The sequence below is a fragment of the Rhodococcus wratislaviensis genome (assembly GCF_900455735.1).
GTDB lineage: Bacteria > Actinomycetota > Actinomycetes > Mycobacteriales > Mycobacteriaceae > Rhodococcus_F > Rhodococcus_F wratislaviensis.
This window is the reverse complement of record NZ_UAUI01000022.1, coordinates 333,215-353,455: the sequence shown is the minus strand read 5'-3', so window position 1 is coordinate 353,455 and position 20,241 is coordinate 333,215. Positions and strand designations below refer to the sequence as shown.

General features: G+C 70.1%; 20 protein-coding genes. 11 read left to right on the top strand and 9 right to left on the bottom strand.

Annotation, left to right across the window (positions count from 1 at the left end; genetic code table 11):
• Nucleotides 1-15 precede the first annotated feature (15 nt).
• The 3 genes from DTA22_RS24140 to DTA22_RS24130 all read left to right on the top strand — a co-directional run bounded on the left by DTA22_RS24140 (nt 16) and on the right by DTA22_RS24130 (nt 3,437).
• The gene (locus tag DTA22_RS24140; RefSeq protein ID WP_037234546.1) at nt 16-1,470 is read left to right on the top strand and encodes an NCS2 family permease; all 1,455 of its coding nucleotides are present in this window, start codon (nt 16-18) and stop codon (nt 1,468-1,470) included.
• 33 nt (nt 1,471-1,503) lie between these two features.
• Nucleotides 1,504-1,935, top strand: coding sequence for an Rv0880 family HTH-type transcriptional regulator (locus tag DTA22_RS24135; protein ID WP_005244136.1), 432 nt, complete (start codon nt 1,504-1,506; stop codon nt 1,933-1,935).
• A gap of 170 nt (nt 1,936-2,105) precedes the next feature.
• Complete coding sequence (locus DTA22_RS24130; RefSeq protein WP_037234670.1) at nt 2,106-3,437, top strand: MFS transporter; 1,332 nt, start codon at nt 2,106-2,108, stop codon at nt 3,435-3,437.
• 16 nt (nt 3,438-3,453) lie between these two features.
• On the opposite strand, the gene DTA22_RS24125 is transcribed toward DTA22_RS24130, so the two are convergent.
• The 6 genes from DTA22_RS24125 to DTA22_RS24100 all read right to left on the bottom strand — a co-directional run bounded on the left by DTA22_RS24125 (nt 3,454) and on the right by DTA22_RS24100 (nt 10,204).
• Complete coding sequence (locus DTA22_RS24125) at nt 3,454-4,308, bottom strand: FAD binding domain-containing protein (RefSeq protein WP_037234543.1); 855 nt, start codon at nt 4,306-4,308, stop codon at nt 3,454-3,456.
• A complete protein-coding gene (locus DTA22_RS24120) occupies nt 4,305-6,680 on the bottom strand; it encodes a xanthine dehydrogenase family protein molybdopterin-binding subunit (RefSeq protein ID WP_112301151.1) in 2,376 nt (791 codons plus the stop codon). Before DTA22_RS24120 ends, DTA22_RS24125 begins: the two co-directional genes overlap by 4 nt.
• A complete protein-coding gene (locus DTA22_RS24115; protein WP_112301150.1) occupies nt 6,677-7,207 on the bottom strand; it encodes a (2Fe-2S)-binding protein in 531 nt (176 codons plus the stop codon). The genes DTA22_RS24120 and DTA22_RS24115 overlap by 4 nt, the downstream gene beginning before the upstream one ends.
• 96 nt (nt 7,208-7,303) lie before the next feature.
• On the bottom strand, nt 7,304-8,419 hold the full coding sequence (locus tag DTA22_RS24110) for a vWA domain-containing protein (protein ID WP_112301149.1): 1,116 nt from the start codon (nt 8,417-8,419) through the stop codon (nt 7,304-7,306).
• Nucleotides 8,420-8,424: 5 nt separating this feature from the next.
• Entirely contained in the window at nt 8,425-9,318 is an 894-nt protein-coding gene (locus tag DTA22_RS24105) for an AAA family ATPase (RefSeq protein ID WP_112301148.1), read from the bottom strand.
• Nucleotides 9,319-9,364: 46 nt separating this feature from the next.
• The gene (locus DTA22_RS24100) at nt 9,365-10,204 is read right to left on the bottom strand and encodes an SDR family NAD(P)-dependent oxidoreductase (protein WP_112301147.1); all 840 of its coding nucleotides are present in this window, start codon (nt 10,202-10,204) and stop codon (nt 9,365-9,367) included.
• Nucleotides 10,205-10,274: 70 nt separating this feature from the next.
• Here DTA22_RS24100 and DTA22_RS24095 point away from each other — a divergent pair, with 70 nt between their 5' ends.
• Both DTA22_RS24095 and DTA22_RS24090 read left to right on the top strand, forming a co-directional pair.
• Nucleotides 10,275-11,081, top strand: coding sequence for a TrmH family RNA methyltransferase (locus tag DTA22_RS24095; protein WP_025431907.1), 807 nt, complete (start codon nt 10,275-10,277; stop codon nt 11,079-11,081).
• 2 nt (nt 11,082-11,083) lie between these two features.
• Nucleotides 11,084-11,374: a DUF2537 domain-containing protein gene (locus DTA22_RS24090; RefSeq protein WP_037234531.1), complete on the top strand. Its 291-nt coding sequence runs from the start codon at nt 11,084-11,086 to the stop codon at nt 11,372-11,374.
• A gap of 15 nt (nt 11,375-11,389) precedes the next feature.
• Here the strand turns inward: DTA22_RS24090 and DTA22_RS24085 are convergent, their stop codons facing one another.
• The 3 genes from DTA22_RS24085 to DTA22_RS24075 form a co-directional block, all read right to left on the bottom strand.
• On the bottom strand, nt 11,390-12,169 hold the full coding sequence (locus DTA22_RS24085) for a DUF6928 family protein (protein WP_112301146.1): 780 nt from the start codon (nt 12,167-12,169) through the stop codon (nt 11,390-11,392).
• Nucleotides 12,170-12,241: 72 nt separating this feature from the next.
• On the bottom strand, nt 12,242-13,099 hold the full coding sequence (gene sepH, locus DTA22_RS24080) for a septation protein SepH (RefSeq protein ID WP_009478031.1): 858 nt from the start codon (nt 13,097-13,099) through the stop codon (nt 12,242-12,244).
• A 117-nt stretch (nt 13,100-13,216) separates the two neighbouring features.
• Nucleotides 13,217-13,963, bottom strand: a complete 747-nt coding sequence (locus tag DTA22_RS24075) for a GntR family transcriptional regulator (RefSeq protein ID WP_112301145.1) — start codon at nt 13,961-13,963, stop codon at nt 13,217-13,219.
• A gap of 173 nt (nt 13,964-14,136) precedes the next feature.
• Here DTA22_RS24075 and DTA22_RS24070 point away from each other — a divergent pair, with 173 nt between their 5' ends.
• From DTA22_RS24070 to DTA22_RS24045, 6 genes are read left to right on the top strand one after another with little or no spacing between them, the layout of a single operon-like run.
• Nucleotides 14,137-15,153, top strand: coding sequence for a BMP family protein (locus DTA22_RS24070; RefSeq protein WP_112301144.1), 1,017 nt, complete (start codon nt 14,137-14,139; stop codon nt 15,151-15,153).
• A 1-nt stretch (nt 15,154) separates the two neighbouring features.
• Entirely contained in the window at nt 15,155-16,702 is a 1,548-nt protein-coding gene (locus DTA22_RS24065) for an ABC transporter ATP-binding protein (protein ID WP_112301143.1), read from the top strand.
• A complete protein-coding gene (locus DTA22_RS24060) occupies nt 16,699-17,817 on the top strand; it encodes an ABC transporter permease (protein ID WP_112301142.1) in 1,119 nt (372 codons plus the stop codon). The genes DTA22_RS24065 and DTA22_RS24060 overlap by 4 nt, the downstream gene beginning before the upstream one ends.
• Nucleotides 17,814-18,737 (top strand): ABC transporter permease, encoded by a 924-nt coding sequence (locus DTA22_RS24055; RefSeq protein WP_037234519.1) that lies wholly within the window; start codon nt 17,814-17,816, stop codon nt 18,735-18,737. The genes DTA22_RS24060 and DTA22_RS24055 overlap by 4 nt, the downstream gene beginning before the upstream one ends.
• 25 nt (nt 18,738-18,762) lie before the next feature.
• On the top strand, nt 18,763-19,743 hold the full coding sequence (locus DTA22_RS24050) for an ornithine cyclodeaminase family protein (protein ID WP_112301141.1): 981 nt from the start codon (nt 18,763-18,765) through the stop codon (nt 19,741-19,743).
• Nucleotides 19,740-20,225 (top strand): nucleoside deaminase, encoded by a 486-nt coding sequence (locus tag DTA22_RS24045; protein WP_005244099.1) that lies wholly within the window; start codon nt 19,740-19,742, stop codon nt 20,223-20,225. The genes DTA22_RS24050 and DTA22_RS24045 overlap by 4 nt, the downstream gene beginning before the upstream one ends.
• The last annotated feature ends 16 nt before the right edge of the window (nt 20,226-20,241 follow it).

The following is a 20,241-nucleotide window of genomic DNA, read 5'->3' as shown; positions in this document are numbered from 1 at the left end:
GATGGGGACTGAACAATGGGTGCTGCTCCGAAACTGCTCGACAACTACTTCAAGATCACCGAGCGTGGTTCGACGGTAGGCGCGGAGGTCCGCGGCGGAGTGGTGACGTTCGTCGCGATGGCATACATCGTGGTGCTGAACCCGCTCATCCTCGGCAGCTTCTCCGCCGACGACGCCGTCGCGAAGACCGACGTCCTCGGCAACATCCTCCCGGTCAACCAGGTGGCCGCGGTCACAGCCCTGGTGGCGGGACTGATGAGCATCGTGTTCGGGGTCGTCGCGAACTATCCGTTCGCGATCGCGGCGGGCCTGGGCATCAACAGTCTTCTCGCAGTCACCATCGCACCGCAGGTCACCTGGCCCGAGGCGATGGGCCTCGTGGTGATCGACGGTGTCATCATCGTCGTGTTGGCGCTCACCGGATTCCGGACGGCCGTCTTCAATGCCATTCCGGCGGAGCTCAAATCCGCCATCGCCGCCGGTATCGGCATGTTCATCGCGTTCATCGGTCTCGTCGACGCCGGGTTCGTGCGGCGCATCCCGGACGCCGCGGGCACCACCGTCCCCGTCGGCCTGGGCATCAACGGATCGATCTCCTCCTGGCCGACCGTGACGTTCGTGTTCGGTGTGCTGCTGATGGGTGTTCTGGTGGTGCGCAAGGTGCGCGGCGGTCTGCTGATCGGCATCGTCGTCACCACCGTGCTGGCCGCGATCATCGAGGCCGTCGCCGGCGTCGGACCGTCGCTGGGCGTGAACCCCCAGGGCTGGAACCTCAGCGTCCCGGCCGCTCCCGATGTGCTGGCGGAACTTCCGGATCTCAGCCTCGTCGGCGACGTCAGCATCTTCGGCGCGTTCACCCGCATCGGTGTACTCGCCGCCAGCCTGCTGGTGTTCACGCTCGTGCTCGCCAACTTCTTCGACGCCATGGGCACGATGACCGGGCTCGGCAAGGAGGCCGGTCTCACCGACGAGGACGGCAACCTGCCCAACATCGGACGGGCCCTGGTCGTCGAGGGCACCGGCGCCATCGTCGGTGGCGGCGCATCGGCGTCGTCCAACACCGTGTTCGTGGAATCCGCCTCGGGTATCGCCGAGGGCGCCCGCACCGGACTCGCGAATGTGGTGACGGGACTGCTGTTCCTGGCCGCGATGTTCCTGACCCCGCTGTACTCGGTGGTGCCGATCGAGGCCGCCGCGCCGGCGCTGGTCGTGGTGGGCGCAATGATGATCGGTCAGGTCCGCGACATCGATTTCACCCAGTTCTCGATCGCGCTGCCCGCGTTCCTCACCATCGCCGTCATGCCGTTCACGTACTCGATCGCCAACGGCATCGGCGTCGGATTCGTGTCGTGGGTCGTCCTCAATGCTGCGAGCGGTGGTATCAAGAAGATTCACCCGTTGATGTGGGTGGTGGCGCTTCTCTTCGTGGCCTACTTCGCGGTCGGTCCGATCACCGACGCAGTAACGTAAACGGCGGCCGATCGGTCCCGTATTGTCATTCCCGTGACCACGGATACGCGAGCACTCGCCAGCGACCTTTCCCTGGCTGTCGTGCGCCTCACGCGTCACCTGCGTGGGCGCCGCGTCGACGCCCAGGTATCGCTGACCCAGCTGTCGGCTCTGGCCACCCTTGCCCGCGACGGCGCCATGACGCCGGGCAATCTCGCGGCGCGTGAGAAGGTGCAGCCGCCGTCGATGACCCGGGTCATCGCTTCGCTGGTCGAACTGGGGCTGGTCGAGCGGGCACCGCATCCCACCGACGGACGGCAGATCATCGTCACGCTGTCGGACGCCGGTCATGCGCTGATCGCCGACGAGACCCACGCCCGTGAGGCGTGGATGAACGAGCGGCTGTCCGGGCTCGACGAGGCTCAGCTGAAGACCCTCCGCGACGCGGTCGGCATCATCACCTCCATCGTCGCCGACTCGGAGTAGCCCGACGCCGCTGCGCGGAAACCCCTTGCCGGAGAACGTAGCCGGCATGCGAGGTGGTCCGGCCACCGATGTCCACCCCGGGCCGGTCGATGGTGCGCCGGGTCCGGGAGCAAGATGGATGTGTGCCGCCCGAATCCGAGACCACCGACTCAGCCCAGCCGAAGACCGGCATGTTCGCCGCTCTCCGCACTCGGAACTACCGGTTGTGGGCGTCGGGGCAGATCGTCTCCCTCGTCGGAACGTGGATGCAGCGGGTGGCGCAGGACTGGCTCGTCCTGACGTTGTCGAACGGCAATGCGCTCGCGGTCGGCATCGTGATGGCGCTGCAGTTCGGCCCGACCCTGTTCCTGTCCGTGTGGGGCGGCGTCCTCGCCGACCGGTACGACAAGCGTCGCATCCTGATCGCGACGCAGGTGTCGATGGCGTTGTGCGCGCTGGTGCTCGGGCTGCTGGACGTCGGCGGGCTGGTGGCCCTGTGGCACGTCTACCTCATCGCGTTCCTGCTCGGCTGCGCGTCGGCGATCGACGCGCCGACGCGGCAGTCGTTCACCATCGAGATGGTCGGCAAGGAGTCCTTGCCCAATGCGATCGCCCTGAACTCCATGACGTTCAACACGGCTCGCATCATCGGCCCGGCGATCTCCGGTGTGCTGATCACCCTCATCGGCACGGGGTGGGTGTTCCTGCTCAACGTGGGCACATTCACCGCGGTACTGATCGCCCTGCTGATGATGAATACCCGCGAATTGTTCACGGCGCCCCAGGCGGAACGCGGGAAAGGACAGGTCCGCGAGGGGTTCCGGTACGTGTGGGGCCGCACCGACCTGCGGGTGCTGATGGTGGCGGTGTTCATGGTGTCGACGTTCGGGCTGAACTTCCCGATCAGTCTCGCCGTTCTCGCCCGCAACACGTTCGATCGCGGCGCGGACGCGTACGGACTGCTGTCCACGACCCTCGCCGTGGGCACGCTGGCCGGCGCCACGATCGCCGCGAAACGCAAGACCCCGCCGCGGCTGCGCACATTCCTCGGGGCTGCGGCCGCATTCGGGGCCTTCGAGATCCTGGTGGGACTCATGCCCACCTACGTGCTGGTCGCGATCATGCTCGTCCCGACCGGCGCGCTCACTCTGACGTTCACGACGGCGGCGATGAACATCCTGCAGATGTCCGTGCCGTCCGAGATGCGCGGCCGGGTGATGGGCATCTACATGCTCTGTTTCCTCGGCGGCACCCCGCTGGGCAGCCCCGTTCTCGGATGGCTGGCGGACGTCCTCGACCCTCGCGCCCCGCTCGTGATCGGCGGCGCGATCTCCCTGGTGAGCGGGATCGGCGCGGCCCTGTACCTGATGCGGCACCAGCGGGTGCGGGTGACGGTGCGCAGGCCGGACGCCGGCAGCTATCTCCCGGTGATCGAATTGCACAACGTTCTCGAACCGCACCCCGTGGTGGTCTGCGACGCCACCGAGCAGGCCGTGGAAGCGAGCCGCGACCCGCGGTCCTGACGGCTGCCGGAACCCTTCAGACGCCGACCGCCGTCGCCACGGCCCGCCGAGTCAGCACTCTCGCGAGGTGGCTGCGGTACTCGGCGTCGGCGTTGCCGTCGGTGACCGGGTCGGTACCCTCGGCGGCGTGCTCGGCCGCCGCCCGGATCAGCTCCGGGTCCGCGGCATTGCCGACGAGCGCGTCCTCGACGCCGCGAGCCCGCACCGGCACGGACCCCATGTTGGTCAGTGCCACCCGGGCCTGCCGGATCGTGCCGCCGTCGACCTGGATCGTCGCGGCCACCGCCACGATCGACCACGCCTCCGCGACCGTGTTGAACTTCTCGTACCGCGCCTCCCAGCCGGTGTGCTTGGGAACCCGCACGTCCACGAGGATCTCGTCCGGTCGCAGCGTCGTGGTGTAGTAGCCCTCGAAGAAGTCGGCGACCGGGATGCTCCGCCTGCCCGCGGTACCCACGGCGGTCAGGGTGGCGTCGAGTGCCAGTGCGGGGGCGCAGAGGTCGCCCGCCGGATCGGCATGCGCCAGAGCGCCACCCAGCGTGCCACGGTGCCGGATCTGCGGATCGGCGACGGTGCGGGTGGCCTCGACGAGCAGCAGTGCGTGCTCGTGGACGAGCGGGTCGCGGATCAGGTCGTAGTACGTGGTCATCGCGCCGATCACGAGGCTGTCCCCGTCGTCGCGGACACCGCGCAACTCACCGATCCGGCCCAGGTCGACGAGCGTGCTCGGCGAGGACAACCGCAGCCGCAGCACCGGCAGCAGGCTCTGGCCGCCCGCGAGTATCTTGGCGTCCTCCCCGGCCTCGGCGAGCGCGGCCACGGCCTGTTCGACGGTGGTCGGGGCCACGTAGTCGAAGGTCGACGGAATCATCGGGCACCTCCCTGAGCGGACTGGATGGCGTTCCAGACCCGCATCGGTGTACACGGCATCTCGACGTCACGCACCCCGAACTGGCGGACGGCGTCGAGGACGGCATTGACGACGGCCGGCGTGGACGCGATCGTCCCCGCTTCACCGACTCCCTTGACGCCGAGCGGATTACCGGTGGCGGGTGTCTCGGTGCGGCCCGTGGTGAACGTCGGCAGATCCGCCGCCGACGGCACGTGATATTCGGCGAAGGAACCCGACAGCAGGGTGCCGGACTCGTCGTACACCGCCTCCTCGTACAGGGCCTGCGCGATGCCCTGGGCGAGTCCGCCGTGCACCTGCCCCTCCACGATCAGCGGGTTGACCACGTGCCCGATGTCGTCGACGCACACGTAGGAGCGGATGCCGACCTTCCCGGTCTCGGTGTCCACCTCCACCGCGCACAGGTGCGTGCCGTGCGGGAACGAGAAGTTCTCCGGGTCGTACGCGGCCTCGGAATCCAGATTCGGTTCCACACCCTCGGGCAGGTCGTGCGCGGCGAACACGGCGAGCGCGACATCGGCGATGCCGACCGCCTTCTCGGTGCCCTTCACCCGGAACCGGCCCTCGGTGAACTCGAGATCGTCCTCGGCGCACTCCATCAGGTGCGCCGCGATGGGCCGGGCCTTCGCGATCACCTTCTCGGCAGCCTTCACGACGGCGATCGCGCCGACCGCCAGCGACCGGGAACCGTACGTGTCCATGCCACGCGGCGACGTCTGGGTGTCGCCGTGCAACACCTCGACGTCCTCGAACGGAACCCCGAGCTGATCCGCGACCACCTGGCTCCACGCGGTCTCGTGTCCCTGGCCGTGCGCCGAGGAACCGGTGACCACCTCGACCTTGCCGGTGGGCAGCATCCGGATCGCCGCGTGTTCCCAGCCGCCGGCCCCGTAGGCCAGGGCGCCGAGGGTGCGCGACGGCGCCAGACCACACATCTCGGTGAACGTGGACACCCCGATGCCGAGTTGCACCGGGTCCTTCCGCTCGCGGCGCTCCGCCTGCTCGCGCCGGAGCCCGTCGTAGTCGAACAGCTCCCGCGCATGCGCGGTGGCCGCCTCGTAGTTGCCGGAGTCGTACGTCAGGCCCGCGACGGTGTCGAACGGGAACTCCTCGTGGGTGATCCAGTTCTTCGCCCGCAATTCCAGCGGATCCAGCGACAGCTCGGTCGCGAGTTCGTCCATCATCCGCTCGATCGCGAACGTCGCCTCCGGGCGCCCCGCCCCGCGGTACGCGTCGGTGGGCACCTTGTCGGTGAACACGTTGGTGCACGTGAAGTGATACGCCGGGAACTTGTAGATGCCGTTGAACATGAACGCGCCCAGGATCGGCACCCCCGACGTGACCAACCGCAGGTACGCGCCCATGTCGGCGAGCAGTTCCACCTTCATCCCGGTGACGGTGCCGTCGCGGCGGGCGGCCAGGGTCAGTTTCTGGATCTGGTCGCGCCCGTGATGGGCCGCGACCATCGATTCGCTGCGGGACTCGGTGTACTTGACCGGTTTGCCGAGTCGCCGTGCGACGAGCAGTGCGATCACTTCCTCCGGCGTCACCTGGAGCTTGCCGCCGAAACCGCCCCCGACGTCCGGGGCGACGACACGCAGCTTGTGCTCCGGGATGTCGAGCGTCATCGCCAGCATGAGCCGCAGGATGTGGGGGATCTGGGTGGCCGACCACATGGTGATCTGGGCGCCGGTCGGGTCGACCACCACCGAGCGGGGTTCCATGAACGCCGGGATCAGCCGCTGCTGCCGGAACGTCCGCTCGACGAGTACCTCGGCGTCGCGGATGGCCTCCTCGACGTCGCCGCCCGTGCCGGCCTCGGCGGAATCGAAGGTCCAGGTGGCGCTGACGTTCGTCCCGAGATCCGGGTGCACGAGGTCGGCGCCGTCGGCGGCCGCGGCCGCGAGATCGAGCACGACCGGCAGTTCGTCGTACTCGACGTCGATCGCCTCGAGTGCGTCGTGCGCCTCGTAGGCGCTGCGCGCCACCACGACCGCGACGGCCTCGCCGGCGAAGTTCACACGGTCGACCGCGAGCGACGGGGCGGGCGGCGACTTCATGTCCGGGGTGATCGGCCAGGCGCACGGCAGGCTGCCCTGCTCGCCGGCGAGATCGGCGCCGGTGAGGACCGCGACGACACCGGGCATCTCGCGGGCGGCGGAGGCGTCGACACCGGTGATGCGGGCGTGCGCGAACGGGCTGCGCAGGATCGCCAGATGCTGCATGCCCGGCAGCACCAGGTTGTCGGTCCAGCGGGTGCGGCCCGTGACCAGATGCTCGTCTTCCTTGCGTGTGCGGGCCTTCCCGATTTCCGGTTCGGCGGTGGCGGTCATCGCACACCTCCCTGCGCGGTGTCGGGCTTCGGTGCATCCGCCGTCGGTGTTTCCGCGGTGCCGCCGCCGCGCAACCGCTGCGCCGCGTCCTGGACCGCGCTGACGATGTTCTGGTACCCGGTGCAGCGGCACAGGTTGCCTTCCAACCCCAGCCGGACCGCCCGTTCGTCCGGGTCGGGTTCCTCGGCGAGCAGGTCGAGAGTCTGCATGATCATGCCGGGGGTGCAGTAGCCGCACTGCAGGGCGTGGTTGTCGCGGAACGCCTGCTGCACGGGGTGCAACGTCCCGTTCCGGGACAGGCCTTCGACGGTGAGGACGTCGCCGCCGTCGGCCTGCACGGCGAGCACCGAGCAGGACTTGACGCTGTGACCGTTCAGGTGAACGGTGCACGCCCCGCAGTTTCCGGTGTCGCAGCCGATGACGGTGCCGACCTTGCCGAGCCGGTCCCGCAGATAATGGACGAGGAGCAGTCGCGGCTCCACCTCGTCCGTGTATGCCGTTCCGTCGACGGTGACAGTGATGCGCATCGCGCCTCCAAAGCCGGGAGCCTCAGGTGATACGTCCTACTCTGCGCCGACGGAGCGCGAACAACACCCGAAATCGTGGAACCGGTTCCGGATCGGTCACGTTCGGCGCGCGACCTCGAGCAGTTCCTGCAGTGTCGCGAGACTGTGGCCGGCGAGGAGACGATCGACGTACGGCAGCGCGGCCGCGATCCCGGACTGCACCGGCTCGTAACCGTCCGCGCCGGCGTGCGGATTCACCCACAGCACGGTGCGGGCGAGCCTGCGCAGCTGAGCCATCTGTTCGGCGAGCAGGGCCGGGTCACCGCGCTCCCAGCCGTCGGAGAAGATCACCACGACGGCCCCGCGCGCCACACCGCGCCTGCCCCAGCGGTCCAGGAACGCGCGCAGCGTCTCCCCGAGACGGGTGCCGCCCGCCCAGTCGGGCACGGCCCGGCCCGCGGCGGCGAGCGCCACTTCCGGGTCGCGGACCCGCAGCGCCCGCGAGAGCCGCGTCAGCCGAGTACCCAGGGAGAACACCTCGGTGCCTGCGGGGTTGCCGCGGGCGACGACGTGCGCGAAGCGCAGCAGCGCATCGGCGTACGGGCTCATCGATCCGGAGACGTCGATCAGCAGCACCATCCGTCGTGGCCGGGTGGCCTTGCGGTGGTGGCTCGGCCGCACCGGTTCGCCGCCCGCCGCGAGCATGCCCCGCACCGTGCGCCGCGGGTCCACGGTGCCCCGTCGGGCCGGACGCATCCGGATCGCCGGGCGGGTCGGGGGCCGCGGGCGCAGGGAGGCGATCAGCTCGGCGAGGTGCGCGCGCTCGGCCGCGGTGAGGCCGGCGATGTCCCGGTGGCGCAACACCTCGGTGTCGTCCGCGGCGACCCGCAGGTGCGGCGCGTCGCCACCGGTCTCGCCGCCGTCCGTCGTGGTCAGAGCCGCGGTCCTGGCGCGGCGAGGCTGTTCCCCCGACCGCGGCGTGCGCGCCGGGACGGTACCGCCGAACCAGCCCGCGAACGCCGAGTCGTACCGCGGGATGTCGTCGGGACCGCGGCACAGCGTCGCGCGACCCGCCCAGTACACCTGACCCGGATCGCCCACATCCACCTGGCGCAGGGCCCGCGTGAACGCGGCGACGGCGTCCGACGCGACCGACAGCCCCGCCGCCGCGAGGACATGCGCGAACCCGGCGATGCCCACGAGCGGGTCGCCGATGCCCGGGGTCGTGGACATGGTTCTCACCCCGCCAGGAGCCGGTCCAGTCCGGCACGGGCCACCCGTTCGAGGTCCTCGCGGTACTTGAGGACCGCGCCGAGCGTTGCGGCGGCGGTCTCCGCGTCCAGTACGTCCCGATCGAGTTCCCGCAGTGCGCGGGCCCAGTCCAGCGACTCCGCCACCCCCGGCGGCTTGAGCAGTTCCATCTCGCGCAGGGAGCGGACGGCCCGGGCGACCTGGTCGGCGAGTTCGGCCCCGATTCCGGGAATGCGACGGCGCAGGATCGCGACCTCCCGCGCCAGATCGGGGTGTTCGAGCCAGTGGTAGAGACAGCGGCGTTTGAGGGCGTCGTGCACCTCGCGGGTGCGGTTGGAGGTGAGCACCACCAGCGGCGGTGTCGCCGCCCGCACCTCGCCGAGTTCGGGGATGGTGACGGCATTCTCGTCGAGCACCTGCAGCAGGAACGCCTCGAACTCGTCGTCGGCGCGGTCGATCTCGTCGACGAGCAGCACACACGGGGCTTCGGTGAGGGCCCGCAGCAAGGGGCGCGCCAGCAGGAACCGCTCGGTGTACAGCGAGCGTTCGACCGTGTCGGCCTCGAGCAGTCCGTCGCTCGCCGCCTCCAGCGTCCGCAGGTGCAGCAACTGCCGCGGGAAGTCCCAGTCGTAGAGCGCCTGCGCGGCGTCGATGCCCTCATGGCATTGCAGGCGGATCAGCGGCAGACCGAACGCCTCCGACAACGCGGCCGCGAGCGACGTCTTGCCGGTGCCGGGTTCGCCCTCGCAGAACAGCGGACGTCCCATACGTATGGCGAGAAACGCGGCCATCGCGACGCCGTCGTCGGCGAGGTAGCCGGTGGCGTCGAGCGCCCGCGCCAGCTCCGCAGGCGAACCGACCGTCGGCGTGGAATCACTCACGCCCGCGAGCCTAGGTGAGTGCCCGCGCCCGGGTACGCGACTCGGGTCAACCGCCCGGCTCCACCCTGCCGCGGTCCTCGCTCAACCGCCGGAACATCGCGGTGGCGCCGAACCTCGCGGCCGCCCGTTCGACGAGTCCCGGCGCGATCTGCGCCAGCGCGAGCAGCGGGCGGATCGGCGCTCCACTCTCCACGATTTCGGGCCGGTCACGCCGGATCGCCCGGATCACGGCGGCCGCGACCTTGTCGGTGCTGGTCTCGCCCGTGATCCGGCCGGCCCTGATTCCGCGTTCCGTCATCCGCTGGTACATGCCGTCGCCCGCGATGAACCCGGGGCACACGACGGAGAAACCGACCGGCGAGCCCGCGTACTCCGCGCGCAGCGACTGGGTGAGACCGATCAGCCCCGCCTTCGTCGCGGCGTACGGCGCGCAGTACGCCGGACCGATCTTCGCCGCCAGCGACGAGATGAACACCACGTGACCGCGGCCGCGGCCCAGCATCCCGGGCACCACCCGGCGCGTGAGAAGCAGTGGCGCGGTGAGATTCACGTCGACCATGGCGGTGAGCTCGGCGGGGTCGAGTCGGGTGAAGGCCGAGACGTTCTCCACGCCGGCGTTGTTCACCAGCAGGTCGAGGGGACCGACCGCCGCCTCGGCGCGTTCGATCAGCGAATCGAGTTGATCGAGGCGGTTCAGGTCCGCGGGCACGGCCTCGGCGCGCACACCGAGCGCACGCAGTTCACCGACGAGTTCCGCGAGTCGGTCCTCACGCCGGCCGGACACCGCGACGGCGACGCCCTCCCGCGCGAGGGCCCGGGCGACGACGCGGCCGAGACCGCCGGAGGCACCGGTCACCAGAGCCGTGCGTCCGTGCAGTTGCTTCATTCCTTCGAGCTTTCGCGCTCGGCGGAGGGGAGTCAACGCCGTGACGCCGCGCATACGGCACGATGGACCAGTGGTTCACGTCATCGACATAACAGATCCGGCCGACACCAGGCTGGACGACTTCCGCGATCTCAATTCCTCGGACCGCCGTCCCGACCTCCCCGAGGGCAAGGGCCTGGTGATCGCGGAGGGAGTGCTGGTGGCGCAGCGCCTGCTCACGTCCCGGTTCGACCCGATCGCGCTGCTCGGCGTCGACCGGCGGCTGGAGGAACTCACGGACGACCTCGCGGGCGTGGACGTGCCGTTCTACCGGACGACGGCGGACGTCATGGCCGAGGTCGTCGGGTTCCACCTCAACCGGGGTGTGCTCGCGGCGGCGCGCCGTCCCGCGCCCCTCGAACTGTCGGACGTGCTCGAGCACGCCCGGACGGTCGCGGTGCTCGAGGGCGTCAACGATCACGAGAACCTGGGCTCGATGTTCCGCAACGCGGCGGGCCTCGGCGTCGACGCCGTGGTGTTCGGCAAGGGCTGCGCCGACCCGCTGTACCGCCGGGCGGTCCGGGTGTCGATGGGGCACGTTCTCCGCGTTCCGTTCGCGCACGTGACGAAATGGCCACACGATCTGGACGCGTTGCGGGAGCGCGGTTTCCAGCTGATCTCGCTGACCCCGAACCCCGAGGCGGTGACGCTGGCCGAGGCGATGACGGGGGAGAAGGTGGCGTTGCTGCTGGGCGCGGAAGGTCCCGGCCTCACCGAACACGCCATGCGGGCCACGGACATTCGCGCCCGCATCCCGATGGCACCGGGAACGGACTCGCTCAATGTCGCGACGGCGGCGGCGATGGCGTTCTACGAGCGCGTCCGCACGGGCCGGTGAGAATGCTGCATCCTCATTCCCCGTATCCGCCGCCGACGGGAACACCATGGTTCACCGGACTTCTCGTGGCGGGGTTCGCCGCGGCGGTGGTGGCGGTCGCGATCATCGCGTTCGGCTCGCAGCTCGCCCGGATCAACCCCGCCCTGGCGGTGTTCCTCGAACTCGTCGTGGTGGCCGGGGTCGCGCCGTCGGTGTGGCGACTACGCCGGACGCCGGTCTGGCGGTGGCTGGTGTACGGGGCCGCGGCGGGAGTTGTCGCCGGCTGGACTGCGCTGCTCGTCGGCGCCGCCTGATTCAGGCCGGAGTCGTCAGAAGCCGAAGTAGCGGCGGAGGAGTCCGCCTTTGCGAGCGGGCGGCGGCGGAGCGGGCGCGGGCACCGGGCCGGGGGCAGAGGCAGGGGCGGGCTGTTCCGCCTCGACGGGAGGCTCGGCCGCCGGACCCTCGCCGGGTGGGTGAACGGTGAAACCGTGCACCGTGAGTGTCTTCGGGTCGATCTCGGTGCCCTCGGGGGCGCCCGTGTACCGGAAGCCGAGCCATTCCCGGTTGGCGCCCTCGGCGAACTGCTGCGGGTGGAACGGCAGCGACTGCGGGTCGGGCAGGACACCCGCCGGATGTTTCAGCGGAAAGTCGCCCGCCCAGAACGGCCTCTCCCACACCAGCGGGATGCCGAGGTCCTCGTGGATGTGGACCGGCGTCGCGCTGAACGACCGCGTCAGGTGCCCGTCCTCCCACATCGCGAACGAGCCCCACGCGATGTCGGGCTTGGACGCCACGTAGTACGTCTTCGCGAATTCGGTGGGCCGGACGCGTGTTTCGGGCAGGCCGGACGGTCGGGGAACGGCCAGGTCGGGCCCGCACACGACGGTGACGCCGGGGTAGGAACCGATGTGCACGGTCCCGGCGGCATCGAGGTGCGCGGCCTCGGCCAGCGGAACGGGGCCGGTGGGGGTGGCCGTCAGATCGGGATAGAGCCGGGAGGCGAGCTGCTGCGCCGCGTCGAGGTCAGGTTCCGGGTGGCCGCGCAGGACAGCGGCAGGGTCGGGGACGTCGACGTACCAGATCGTTGATACCTTGGCCCCCACGGTCATCCCTCTCTTCCGGTGTCTTCCTGAAAGAGTACGACCCCGACCGTGTTCCCGGCCTGCTCATCGTGCAGACGGTCAGCGTCCGCTGCTGCGGACACCGAGCAGGACGTCGTCCCAGGACGGGAGGGCGGGTTTGCCGCGCTTGTCCTTGTTGTTCGTCTGGTGCGGGGCGATCTTGGGCGCCGCGGGTTCTTCGGACGGGGCGGGCTCGTCCTCGGGCTCCTCGGTGACGTCGGCCTCGATGATCTCCTCGGGCTCGATCGTCGGCACCTCCACCTCGGTGGGGAACTCGGCGAGTTCGAGTTGCTCCGGCTCGTCGGACGCCACCGGCGCCAATCCGCGGAGCGGACGGCCGAAGTCGGGATCGATCAGGTCGAACGCGGTGTCGTCGAGCGCGACGATGGTGCCACCGTGCGCGTCCGGCTGGTACCGCCAGTGCGCCGCGTTGGTGGTCCGCCCGGCCTGCCACTGCAGTTGGGCGACCCAGTGGTTGTCCTCGTCGCGCCACGCGTCCCACGTGGCGTCGTCGATGTTGTGCCCGCGGGCGCGGAACGCCTGCGTGACGATCTCGGCGAGCGTGGGAACGGCGGGGCCGTTGTCGCGGACCGGGTGTCCGCCCTGCGCCATCTCGGCCGCACGGGAACGCTCGAGCAGAACCGGATAGGCGAAACGCTCTACCTTCGCCAGGGGGATACCGGCCTCGTCGGCGACCTGTTCGACGGAGGCGCCGGCGCGGATGCGGGCCTGGATTTCGCGGGGCCTGAGCTGACTGTCCATTTCGATCTCAATCTGGCCGAGTCGAGCGATGTCCCCGCGGGATGCGGCGCGGAGTTTGTCATCGGCGGGAAGCCGGAATTTTTCGCCGGTACTGGCATCTGCGCACACGACGTGCGATCCATCGGGCTCGAGACCGATCACTCGAAGCTCTCGCACGTTGACCTCCTTATCGCGCCGGCTCGCGACTTTGCACCTGGGCAACTGTAATTCATTCGTGACAGCCCGCGCGGCAGGACACGCGCGGGTAAATCCCGTCCCGGCGTCGCGGCCGCGCTACGCTTCCTCGTTTCGTGATCGGTCCTTCGTGCGGGGTGTGCGCTGCCGCGTGCGGGTGGCCTCGACCGGGTCGATCGCGGGTGCAGACCAGTGTTCGGCCAGCTCGAGACTGGGTTCTCGGCCCGAGGCGACGTGCCGGAACGCGATCTCTGCGGCGCGGTCCGCGTCGCCGGCCGCGATGGCGTCGTACAACTCGGCGTGCTCGTCGCATTGCTGTCCGGGATCGCGTTCCTTGGTGAGGTGGAACAACCACTGCACGCGCGTCGCGAGGGGTTGCAGCATCGACTGCAGCAGGGGACTGCCGGACATCTCCACGATGACGGCGTGGAATGCGGCGTTCGCGGCGGCGATGGCGGGCTTGTCGTCGCGGGCGGTGGCCGTACGTGCCGCGGCGAGTTCGTCGCGCAGTGCCGTCAGGTGGGAGTCGTCCGCTCGCTGCGCGGCGAGCCGGGCCGCGAGCACCTCGAGGCTTTCGCGGACGTCGAAGAGGTCGCGGACCTCGTCGACGCCGAACGGGGCAACGATCGCTCCGCGGCGCGGGACGATCACGACGAGTCCGTCGGTCTGGAGCTGCTGCAGGGCCTCACGCAGCGGGATGCGGGACACCTGCAGCTCCGCGGCGAGGTCGCGCTCGATCAGGCGCTGGCCCGGCGCGAGCTGCAGGTTCACGATGCGGCGGCGCAGCTCTTCGTACGCGGTCTCGCGCAGCGACTTCGGCGCCGACGCGTCGGCTGCACCGTTCACCCGGTCTCCTGTCGTCGTGGCCACGTCAGCCACCGTAGAGCGCACCCAAGCGCCGCCCTCGAGTGGATGCGGGTCCTTACGTCTGTGTAACACGGCGGAAATGACGCGCCTCCAAGATTCAAATAACGGTATACCGCTAACTGTGGCGGTTCCTGAGTCAAGGAGTCCAGCGCGTGAACACCACCCTCTCCGCCCGAGCCCGAACCCTCGTCCCCGCGCTGTGCGCGGCCGCGACTCTCGCGGCGACCCTGACGGCGTGTTCGTCGTCGGACGCAGGCACCGCCTCCGGCGACACCCTCCGCGTCGGAGTGTTCTTCCCCGGATCCGTCTCCGACACGGGCTTCATGGAATCGGGGTACCTCGGCTACCAGCGACTCGAGGAAACCCTCGGCGACCGGGTGGAACTGAGCTACGTCGAGCAGGTCGCCGCCGCCGACTACCAGCAGGCCCTGGTGCGGTTCGCGACCGCGAACGACCTCGTCGTCTCGCTCGGCGGTCAGACGGACGCCGACGTCCGCAAGGTGGCACCCCAGTTCCCCGACGTGAAGTTCGTCGAGATCGGCGGACCCGCCGACGCGTCCCCGCTGCCGAACCTCGCCTACTACGACCCGCAGCAGGCGGAGGCCGAGTTCCTCAGCGGAGCGGTCGCGGCGACGGCGTCGAAGACCCCGTCCGTGTCGTTCGTCGGCGGTGTCGAACTGCCCGCCATCGTGAACGCCGCGAAGGCCTTCGGCAACGGCGCCGAGTTCGCGCGGCCCGGCACCCAGGTGCTCACCCCGCAGTACGTGGGCGACTTCAACGACCCGGCCAAGGCGAAGCAGGCCGCGCTCGCCAACTACGGCGCAGGCGCGGGCGCCGTGGGGCAGATCGTGAACCTCGGCAAGTCCGGGCTGGAACAGGCCGCCGCGCAGTCGGGCGCGCTGATGGTGGGCGGCCCGATCCCCGGCGACTGCTCGAACCCCGCCTACGTCGGCTATGTGCACACCGACATCGGCAAGGAAGTGGAGTACGCCGTCCAGTCCACCCTGGACGGAACGTGGAAGGCCGAGAACGTGGCGTTCGGCCTCACCTCCCCGAACGACGGCACCGACTTCCGGCTCTGCAGCGCCGACCCCGCCGTCGCGGACGCACTCGCCAAGGCGAAGACCGCCCTGGCCACCGGTGCCGTCGAGCCCTACCGAGCGGGCTGATATGAGCACACCAGCACTGCACCTCACGGGAATCGGGAAGAGCTTCGGCGACGTCCGGGCCCTCCACGGTGTCGACCTGTCGGTGCTACCCGGAACGGTGCACTGCATTCTCGGGGAGAACGGGGCCGGGAAGTCGACGCTCTGCAACGTGGTCTACGGCGGTCTGCGACCGGACACCGGAACGATGACCCTCTCCGGTCGCCGATACGCGCCCGGTTCGCCCGCCGCCGCGATGGCGGACGGCGTGGCGATGGTGCACCAGCACTTCAGCCTCATCGGCACGATGACCGTCGCCGAGAACCTGCTGCTCACCGGGCGGGGGCTGCGATTGCGCCGCGCGGAACTGCGGACCCGCCTGGATCGGCTCGCCGACGACTATCACCTGCGGATCGATCCGGACGCGCTGGTCTCGGCCATGCCGATCGGTGCGCGGCAGAAGGTCGAGATCGTGAAGGCCCTGCTCACCGACCCCTCGCTGATCCTGCTGGACGAGCCGACCGGGGTACTCGACCCCGACGAGATCGACGCCCTGATCGAGACGTGCCAGGCCGTCGCGGCGGCGGGCAAGGCAGTCGTCCTCGTCACACACAAACTCGGGGAGGTGGCCCGCGTCGCGGACGCCGCCACCGTGCTGCGGGGAGGTGAAGTGGCAGGTGGGGGCCGCATGTCGGAGCTGACGATCCCCCAGCTGACGACGGCCATGGTCGGCAGGCCGGTGTCCGAACTGAGCCCGGTGCTCGCCGCGGGCGTCGGCACGGAGAGCGACGGCGGCGCAATGCCCGACCGGCGGGCTACCGGCCGGGTCGTTCTCGGGCTCCGCGATGTGCGAGCCACTCGGGCGGACGGCAGCGTCGCCCTGTCCGGCGTGGGATTCGAGGTGCGGGCCGGTGAGATCGTCGGGATCGCAGGCGTCGAGGGGAACGGGCAGAGCGAACTGGTCGCCGTTCTGTCCGGGGCCACCACACCCGAGTCCGGCACGGTCACGCTCGGCGACGCCGACATCACGTCGGCGTCCCCGGCCGAACGCACCCGCCTCGGTCTCGGGGTGGTGCCGGAGGACCGGCACCGGGAGGCGATGGTGGCAGAACTGTCCCTGTCGGAGAACCTCTTCCTCGGCCGCCTGCACCACTTCCGCAGGATGGGCCTGCTCGATCGCCGCCGGATGGACGCCGCGGCCCGGGACCTGATCGAGCAGTTCTCGGTGCGGACACCCGGACCGGGAACATCCATGGGTTCGCTGTCGGGCGGCAATCAGCAGAAAGTCGTCTTGGCCCGCGAACTGTCGACGGAGAATCTGCAGTGTCTGGTCGCGGCGCAGCCCACCCGCGGACTCGACATCGGGGCGGTCGAGTTCGTCCTGAACCAACTCCGCAGCTGCGCGTCCTCGGGGAACGCAGTCCTGGTCGTGTCCAGCGAGATCCCCGAACTGCTCGCGCTCTGCGACCGCATCTTCGTCAGCTACCGCGGCGCCCTGCTCGGGCCCGTCGACGCGTCGGCGGGCACTGCGCGGCAGCACCTCGGTGAACTGATGACGGGAACGGCGGCATGACTCGACTTCGAACCTGGGCACATCACCCACTTCCGGTGGCGATCGCCGCGATCGCGGTCGCGGGACTCGCCGGAGTGCTCCTCGCCGCGGCCGCGGGCGCCACCGTGACCGAGACTGCCGAGGCGCTATCCGAAGGGATGTTCGGCAGCAGCTACGCGATCGGAGTCTCGCTCAACACTGCTGCGGTGCTGGCTCTCGTCGCGGCCGGATTCACCGTCGCACACCGGGCCGGACTGGTGAACGTCGGTGGCGAGGGCCAGCTGTGCGTCGGGGGCATCGCCGCGACCGCGGTCGGCACCACTCTGGGGGAGGGCACCCCCGCCCCGATTGCCGTCACCGCGGTTCTCCTCGCCGCGGCCGGTGCCGGGTGGGCGTGGGCCGCGATCGCCGCGTACCTGCGGGTCCGCCGGGGCACGAGCGAGATCATCACGACGCTGCTGCTGAACTTCGTCGGCCTCGCGCTGGTGCTGCTGATGGTGCACGAGCCCAGCCTCCTTCGCCAGCCCGTCACGTCCTCGGAGACACTGCCGCAGTCGGCGCCGCTGATCGAGTCCGCGCATCTGCCGCTGCTGGGGATCGAGCGCTCGCCGGGGACGATCGCGCTGTGGATCGCGCTGGTCGCGGTGCTGATCGTCGGGGTTCTTCTGCGCCGGACGGCGATCGGTGTGCGACTGCGCTCCGTCGGGCTGAACCCGGACGCGTCGGCGCGACTGGGACTGCCGGTCGGACGGCTGCGGTTTCTCAGCCTGTCCTGTGCCGGCGCGATCTCCGGGCTCGCCGGTGGGATCCTCGTCGCGACGGCGCCGTTCGTGCTCGTCGAAGGATTCTCCTCCGGCTACGGGTTCTCCGGGCTGGTCGTCGGGCTTCTGGCGCGCGGTTCCATGCTCGCCGTCGGCGCCGTGTCACTGCTGCTCGGATTCCTCGTGTCCGGCGGAATCAATCTCCAACTCGCAGCCGGTGTTCCGGCATCGACCGTCTCGATCGTGGAATCGCTCATGATCATCCTGATCGCGGGAGCGGTGCTGTGGACCGCGGCCGGCCGGAGATCGAGATCCGCGGCCGCGACGACCGCGAAGACCCACGACGTCCCCGACCTGGCTGGAGCGAAGCAATGATCGATACGGTCTCGGACATCGCCGTCAGCGGCGTCGGATTCGCACTCCCGATCCTGGTAGCCGCGAGCGGGGAACTGGTGAGCGAGCGGGCAGGCGTACTGAACCTCAGCCTCGAGGGGATGATGCTGACCGGCGCGTTCGCCAGCGTGCTCGGCGCCGTCACCACCGGATCCGCGGTGGGCGGTCTCGCGGCCGGACTGGCGGCCGGGTTGCTGTTCGGACTGCTGCAGGCACTGCTGAGCGTCACGCTGCGCGCCGACCAGATCGTGGTGGGCATCGCGAGCAACGCCCTCGCCCTCGGGGCCACCACCTACGGCGCGCGACTGCTGCTCGCGGACGGCAAGGGGCAGAACGCCCCGGGGTTCGCCGCCCTCGAGATCCCGCTGCTGCACCGGATCCCGATCCTCGGACCGGCGCTCTTCTCTCAGACGGCACTCGGCTACTTCTGCTACGCGGTGGTCGGGCTGCTGGCCGTCACCCTGTCGCGCCGGACCCGCGCCGGTCTCGTCGTCGACGCGGTCGGGGAGGACGCGAAGTCGGCCGACTGGAGTGGACTGCCGGTGCGGAAGGTCCGCTACCTGTGCGTGCTCGTCGCGGGACTGACGGCGGGCTTGGCCGGGGCGCAGCTGGCGCTGTCCGAGGTGCGGTCGTTCAGCGACAACATGACCGCCGGAATCGGGTACCTGGCCGTCGTGGCCGTGATCGCGGGCAGGTGGCGCGCGCTCGGCGTGATCTGGGCGTCCGTGTTCTTCGGGATCGCGCAGGCGCTCCAGTTCGCGCTGCCCGCGCTCGGTGTCAGCGTCCCCTTCGCCCTGCTCGTCATGCTGCCCTACGTGATCGCAATCGTCGCGGTCAGTGGATTCATCCGCAACAGCCGCTCACCCGCAAACCTGACCGTCGCGTTCGCGCGCACGTCCTGATCGATCTCTCAGCGAGGAAACTCTTGTGACACTGATTCTTTCCCACTCCGACGTGGCCGGCCTCATCGACCGCGCCGAGGTGTTCGCCGCGGTGGAACGGGCGCACGCCGCCCTGACCGCCGGGACGGCGTCCGCACCCGCCCCACCCGCAATGACCCTGCAGTCCGCGGCGTTCATCCCGATGGTCGCGGCGGCGCAGTCCGCCGGCGCGGCCGCGGTGAAGATGCTCGTCGATCTACCCGGCAACGCCGCCCGCGGTCTGCCCGTGCAACGTTCGGCCGTGCTCGTGACGTCCGCGGACACCGGCGAGTGCGAGGCCCTGCTCGACGGCCGGCTGATCACCGCCGTGCGCACCGCCGCCGCCAGCGCCGTGGCCACGAAGCATCTCGCCCGCCGAGGCAGCCGGGTGCTGGGATTGGTGGGCGCCGGGACCCTCGCCGTCGAACACGCCCGGGCGATCACCCGGGTGTCGGATGTCGACACGGTGCTGGTGTGGTCGCGCTCGGATGCCACGATCGAGGAATTCCGCAGCCGGACAGAGGATCTCGGAATCTCGGTCAAGCCGATGGACTCGCCGGAGGCAGTCACCCGGTCTTCCGACGTCCTCTGCACACTCACGCCGTCGAGGAACCCGATCGTGCGGGGCGCCTGGTTCGGCGAAGGCTTGCACGTCAACGCCGTGGGCGCGCCCCCGCGCGCGGACCACCGGGAGATCGACGGCGACGGAATGCGACGCGCCCGCGTGGTCGTCGATTCGGTGGCCACCACGATGACCAAATCGGGGGAGACGCTGCTGGCGCTCGCCGAGGGCGCGATCACCCACGACGACGTCGCCGTGGAGTTGGGCGACGTGATCGCGGGCCGCACCGTCGCCCGCACATCCGATCGGGACATCACGCTGTACAACTCCGTCGGGATCGGCCTCCAGGACCTCGCCGCGGCGCGCATACTGATCGACAGAGCCCGGGAACGGGGCGTCGGAACAGAAGTGGATCTGAGTCGATGAGCCAGAGCGATGTCGGCGACGTGGACCTTGCGCACCTGCGGCGAGCCATCGAACTCGCCGACGAGACGGGCGACGCGGGCAACAGACCGTTCGGTGCGGTGGCGGTCGGGGCCGACGGTCACGTGATCAGCGAGGGCGCCAACTCCGTCGCGACGTCCGCCGACGTCACCGAGCACGCGGAACTCGACGCGATCACCACCGCCTGCGGTGAGGGACGAACCGGCGACCTCGTCGGCGCCACCATGTACGCCAGTGGTGAGCCGTGCCCGATGTGCAGTGCGGCGATGGTGTGGGCCGGCATCACGCGGGTGGTCTACGCGGCGTCGTCCGCGGACTTCTCCCGGATTCTCCCGGACGGTCCACGGTTCACTCTGGGCTGCTCCGACGTGCTCGAGTCCGCGAGCGTCGAGATCGAGGTCAGCGGACCGCATCTCGGCGACGAGGCGCTCGCGCCGTTCCACCGTTTCCTCGACACGGACTGACCCTCGAAACGCCGTC

Coding starts and splice junctions, on each gene's coding strand:
- DTA22_RS24120 (WP_112301151.1), bottom strand. CDS start 6,680: ATGACCGCCACCGCCGAACCGGAAATCGGGAAGGCCCGCACACGCAAG.
- DTA22_RS24045 (WP_005244099.1), top strand. CDS start 19,740: ATGAGCCAGAGCGATGTCGGCGACGTGGACCTTGCGCACCTGCGGCGA.
- DTA22_RS24055 (WP_037234519.1), top strand. CDS start 17,814: ATGATCGATACGGTCTCGGACATCGCCGTCAGCGGCGTCGGATTCGCA.
- DTA22_RS24090 (WP_037234531.1), top strand. CDS start 11,084: ATGCTGCATCCTCATTCCCCGTATCCGCCGCCGACGGGAACACCATGG.
- DTA22_RS24140 (WP_037234546.1), top strand. CDS start 16: ATGGGTGCTGCTCCGAAACTGCTCGACAACTACTTCAAGATCACCGAG.
- DTA22_RS24085 (WP_112301146.1), bottom strand. CDS start 12,169: ATGACCGTGGGGGCCAAGGTATCAACGATCTGGTACGTCGACGTCCCC.
- DTA22_RS24060 (WP_112301142.1), top strand. CDS start 16,699: ATGACTCGACTTCGAACCTGGGCACATCACCCACTTCCGGTGGCGATC.
- DTA22_RS24115 (WP_112301150.1), bottom strand. CDS start 7,207: ATGCGCATCACTGTCACCGTCGACGGAACGGCATACACGGACGAGGTG.
- DTA22_RS24130 (WP_037234670.1), top strand. CDS start 2,106: ATGTTCGCCGCTCTCCGCACTCGGAACTACCGGTTGTGGGCGTCGGGG.
- DTA22_RS24100 (WP_112301147.1), bottom strand. CDS start 10,204: ATGAAGCAACTGCACGGACGCACGGCTCTGGTGACCGGTGCCTCCGGC.
- DTA22_RS24125 (WP_037234543.1), bottom strand. CDS start 4,308: ATGATTCCGTCGACCTTCGACTACGTGGCCCCGACCACCGTCGAACAG.
- DTA22_RS24065 (WP_112301143.1), top strand. CDS start 15,155: ATGAGCACACCAGCACTGCACCTCACGGGAATCGGGAAGAGCTTCGGC.
- DTA22_RS24110 (WP_112301149.1), bottom strand. CDS start 8,419: ATGTCCACGACCCCGGGCATCGGCGACCCGCTCGTGGGCATCGCCGGG.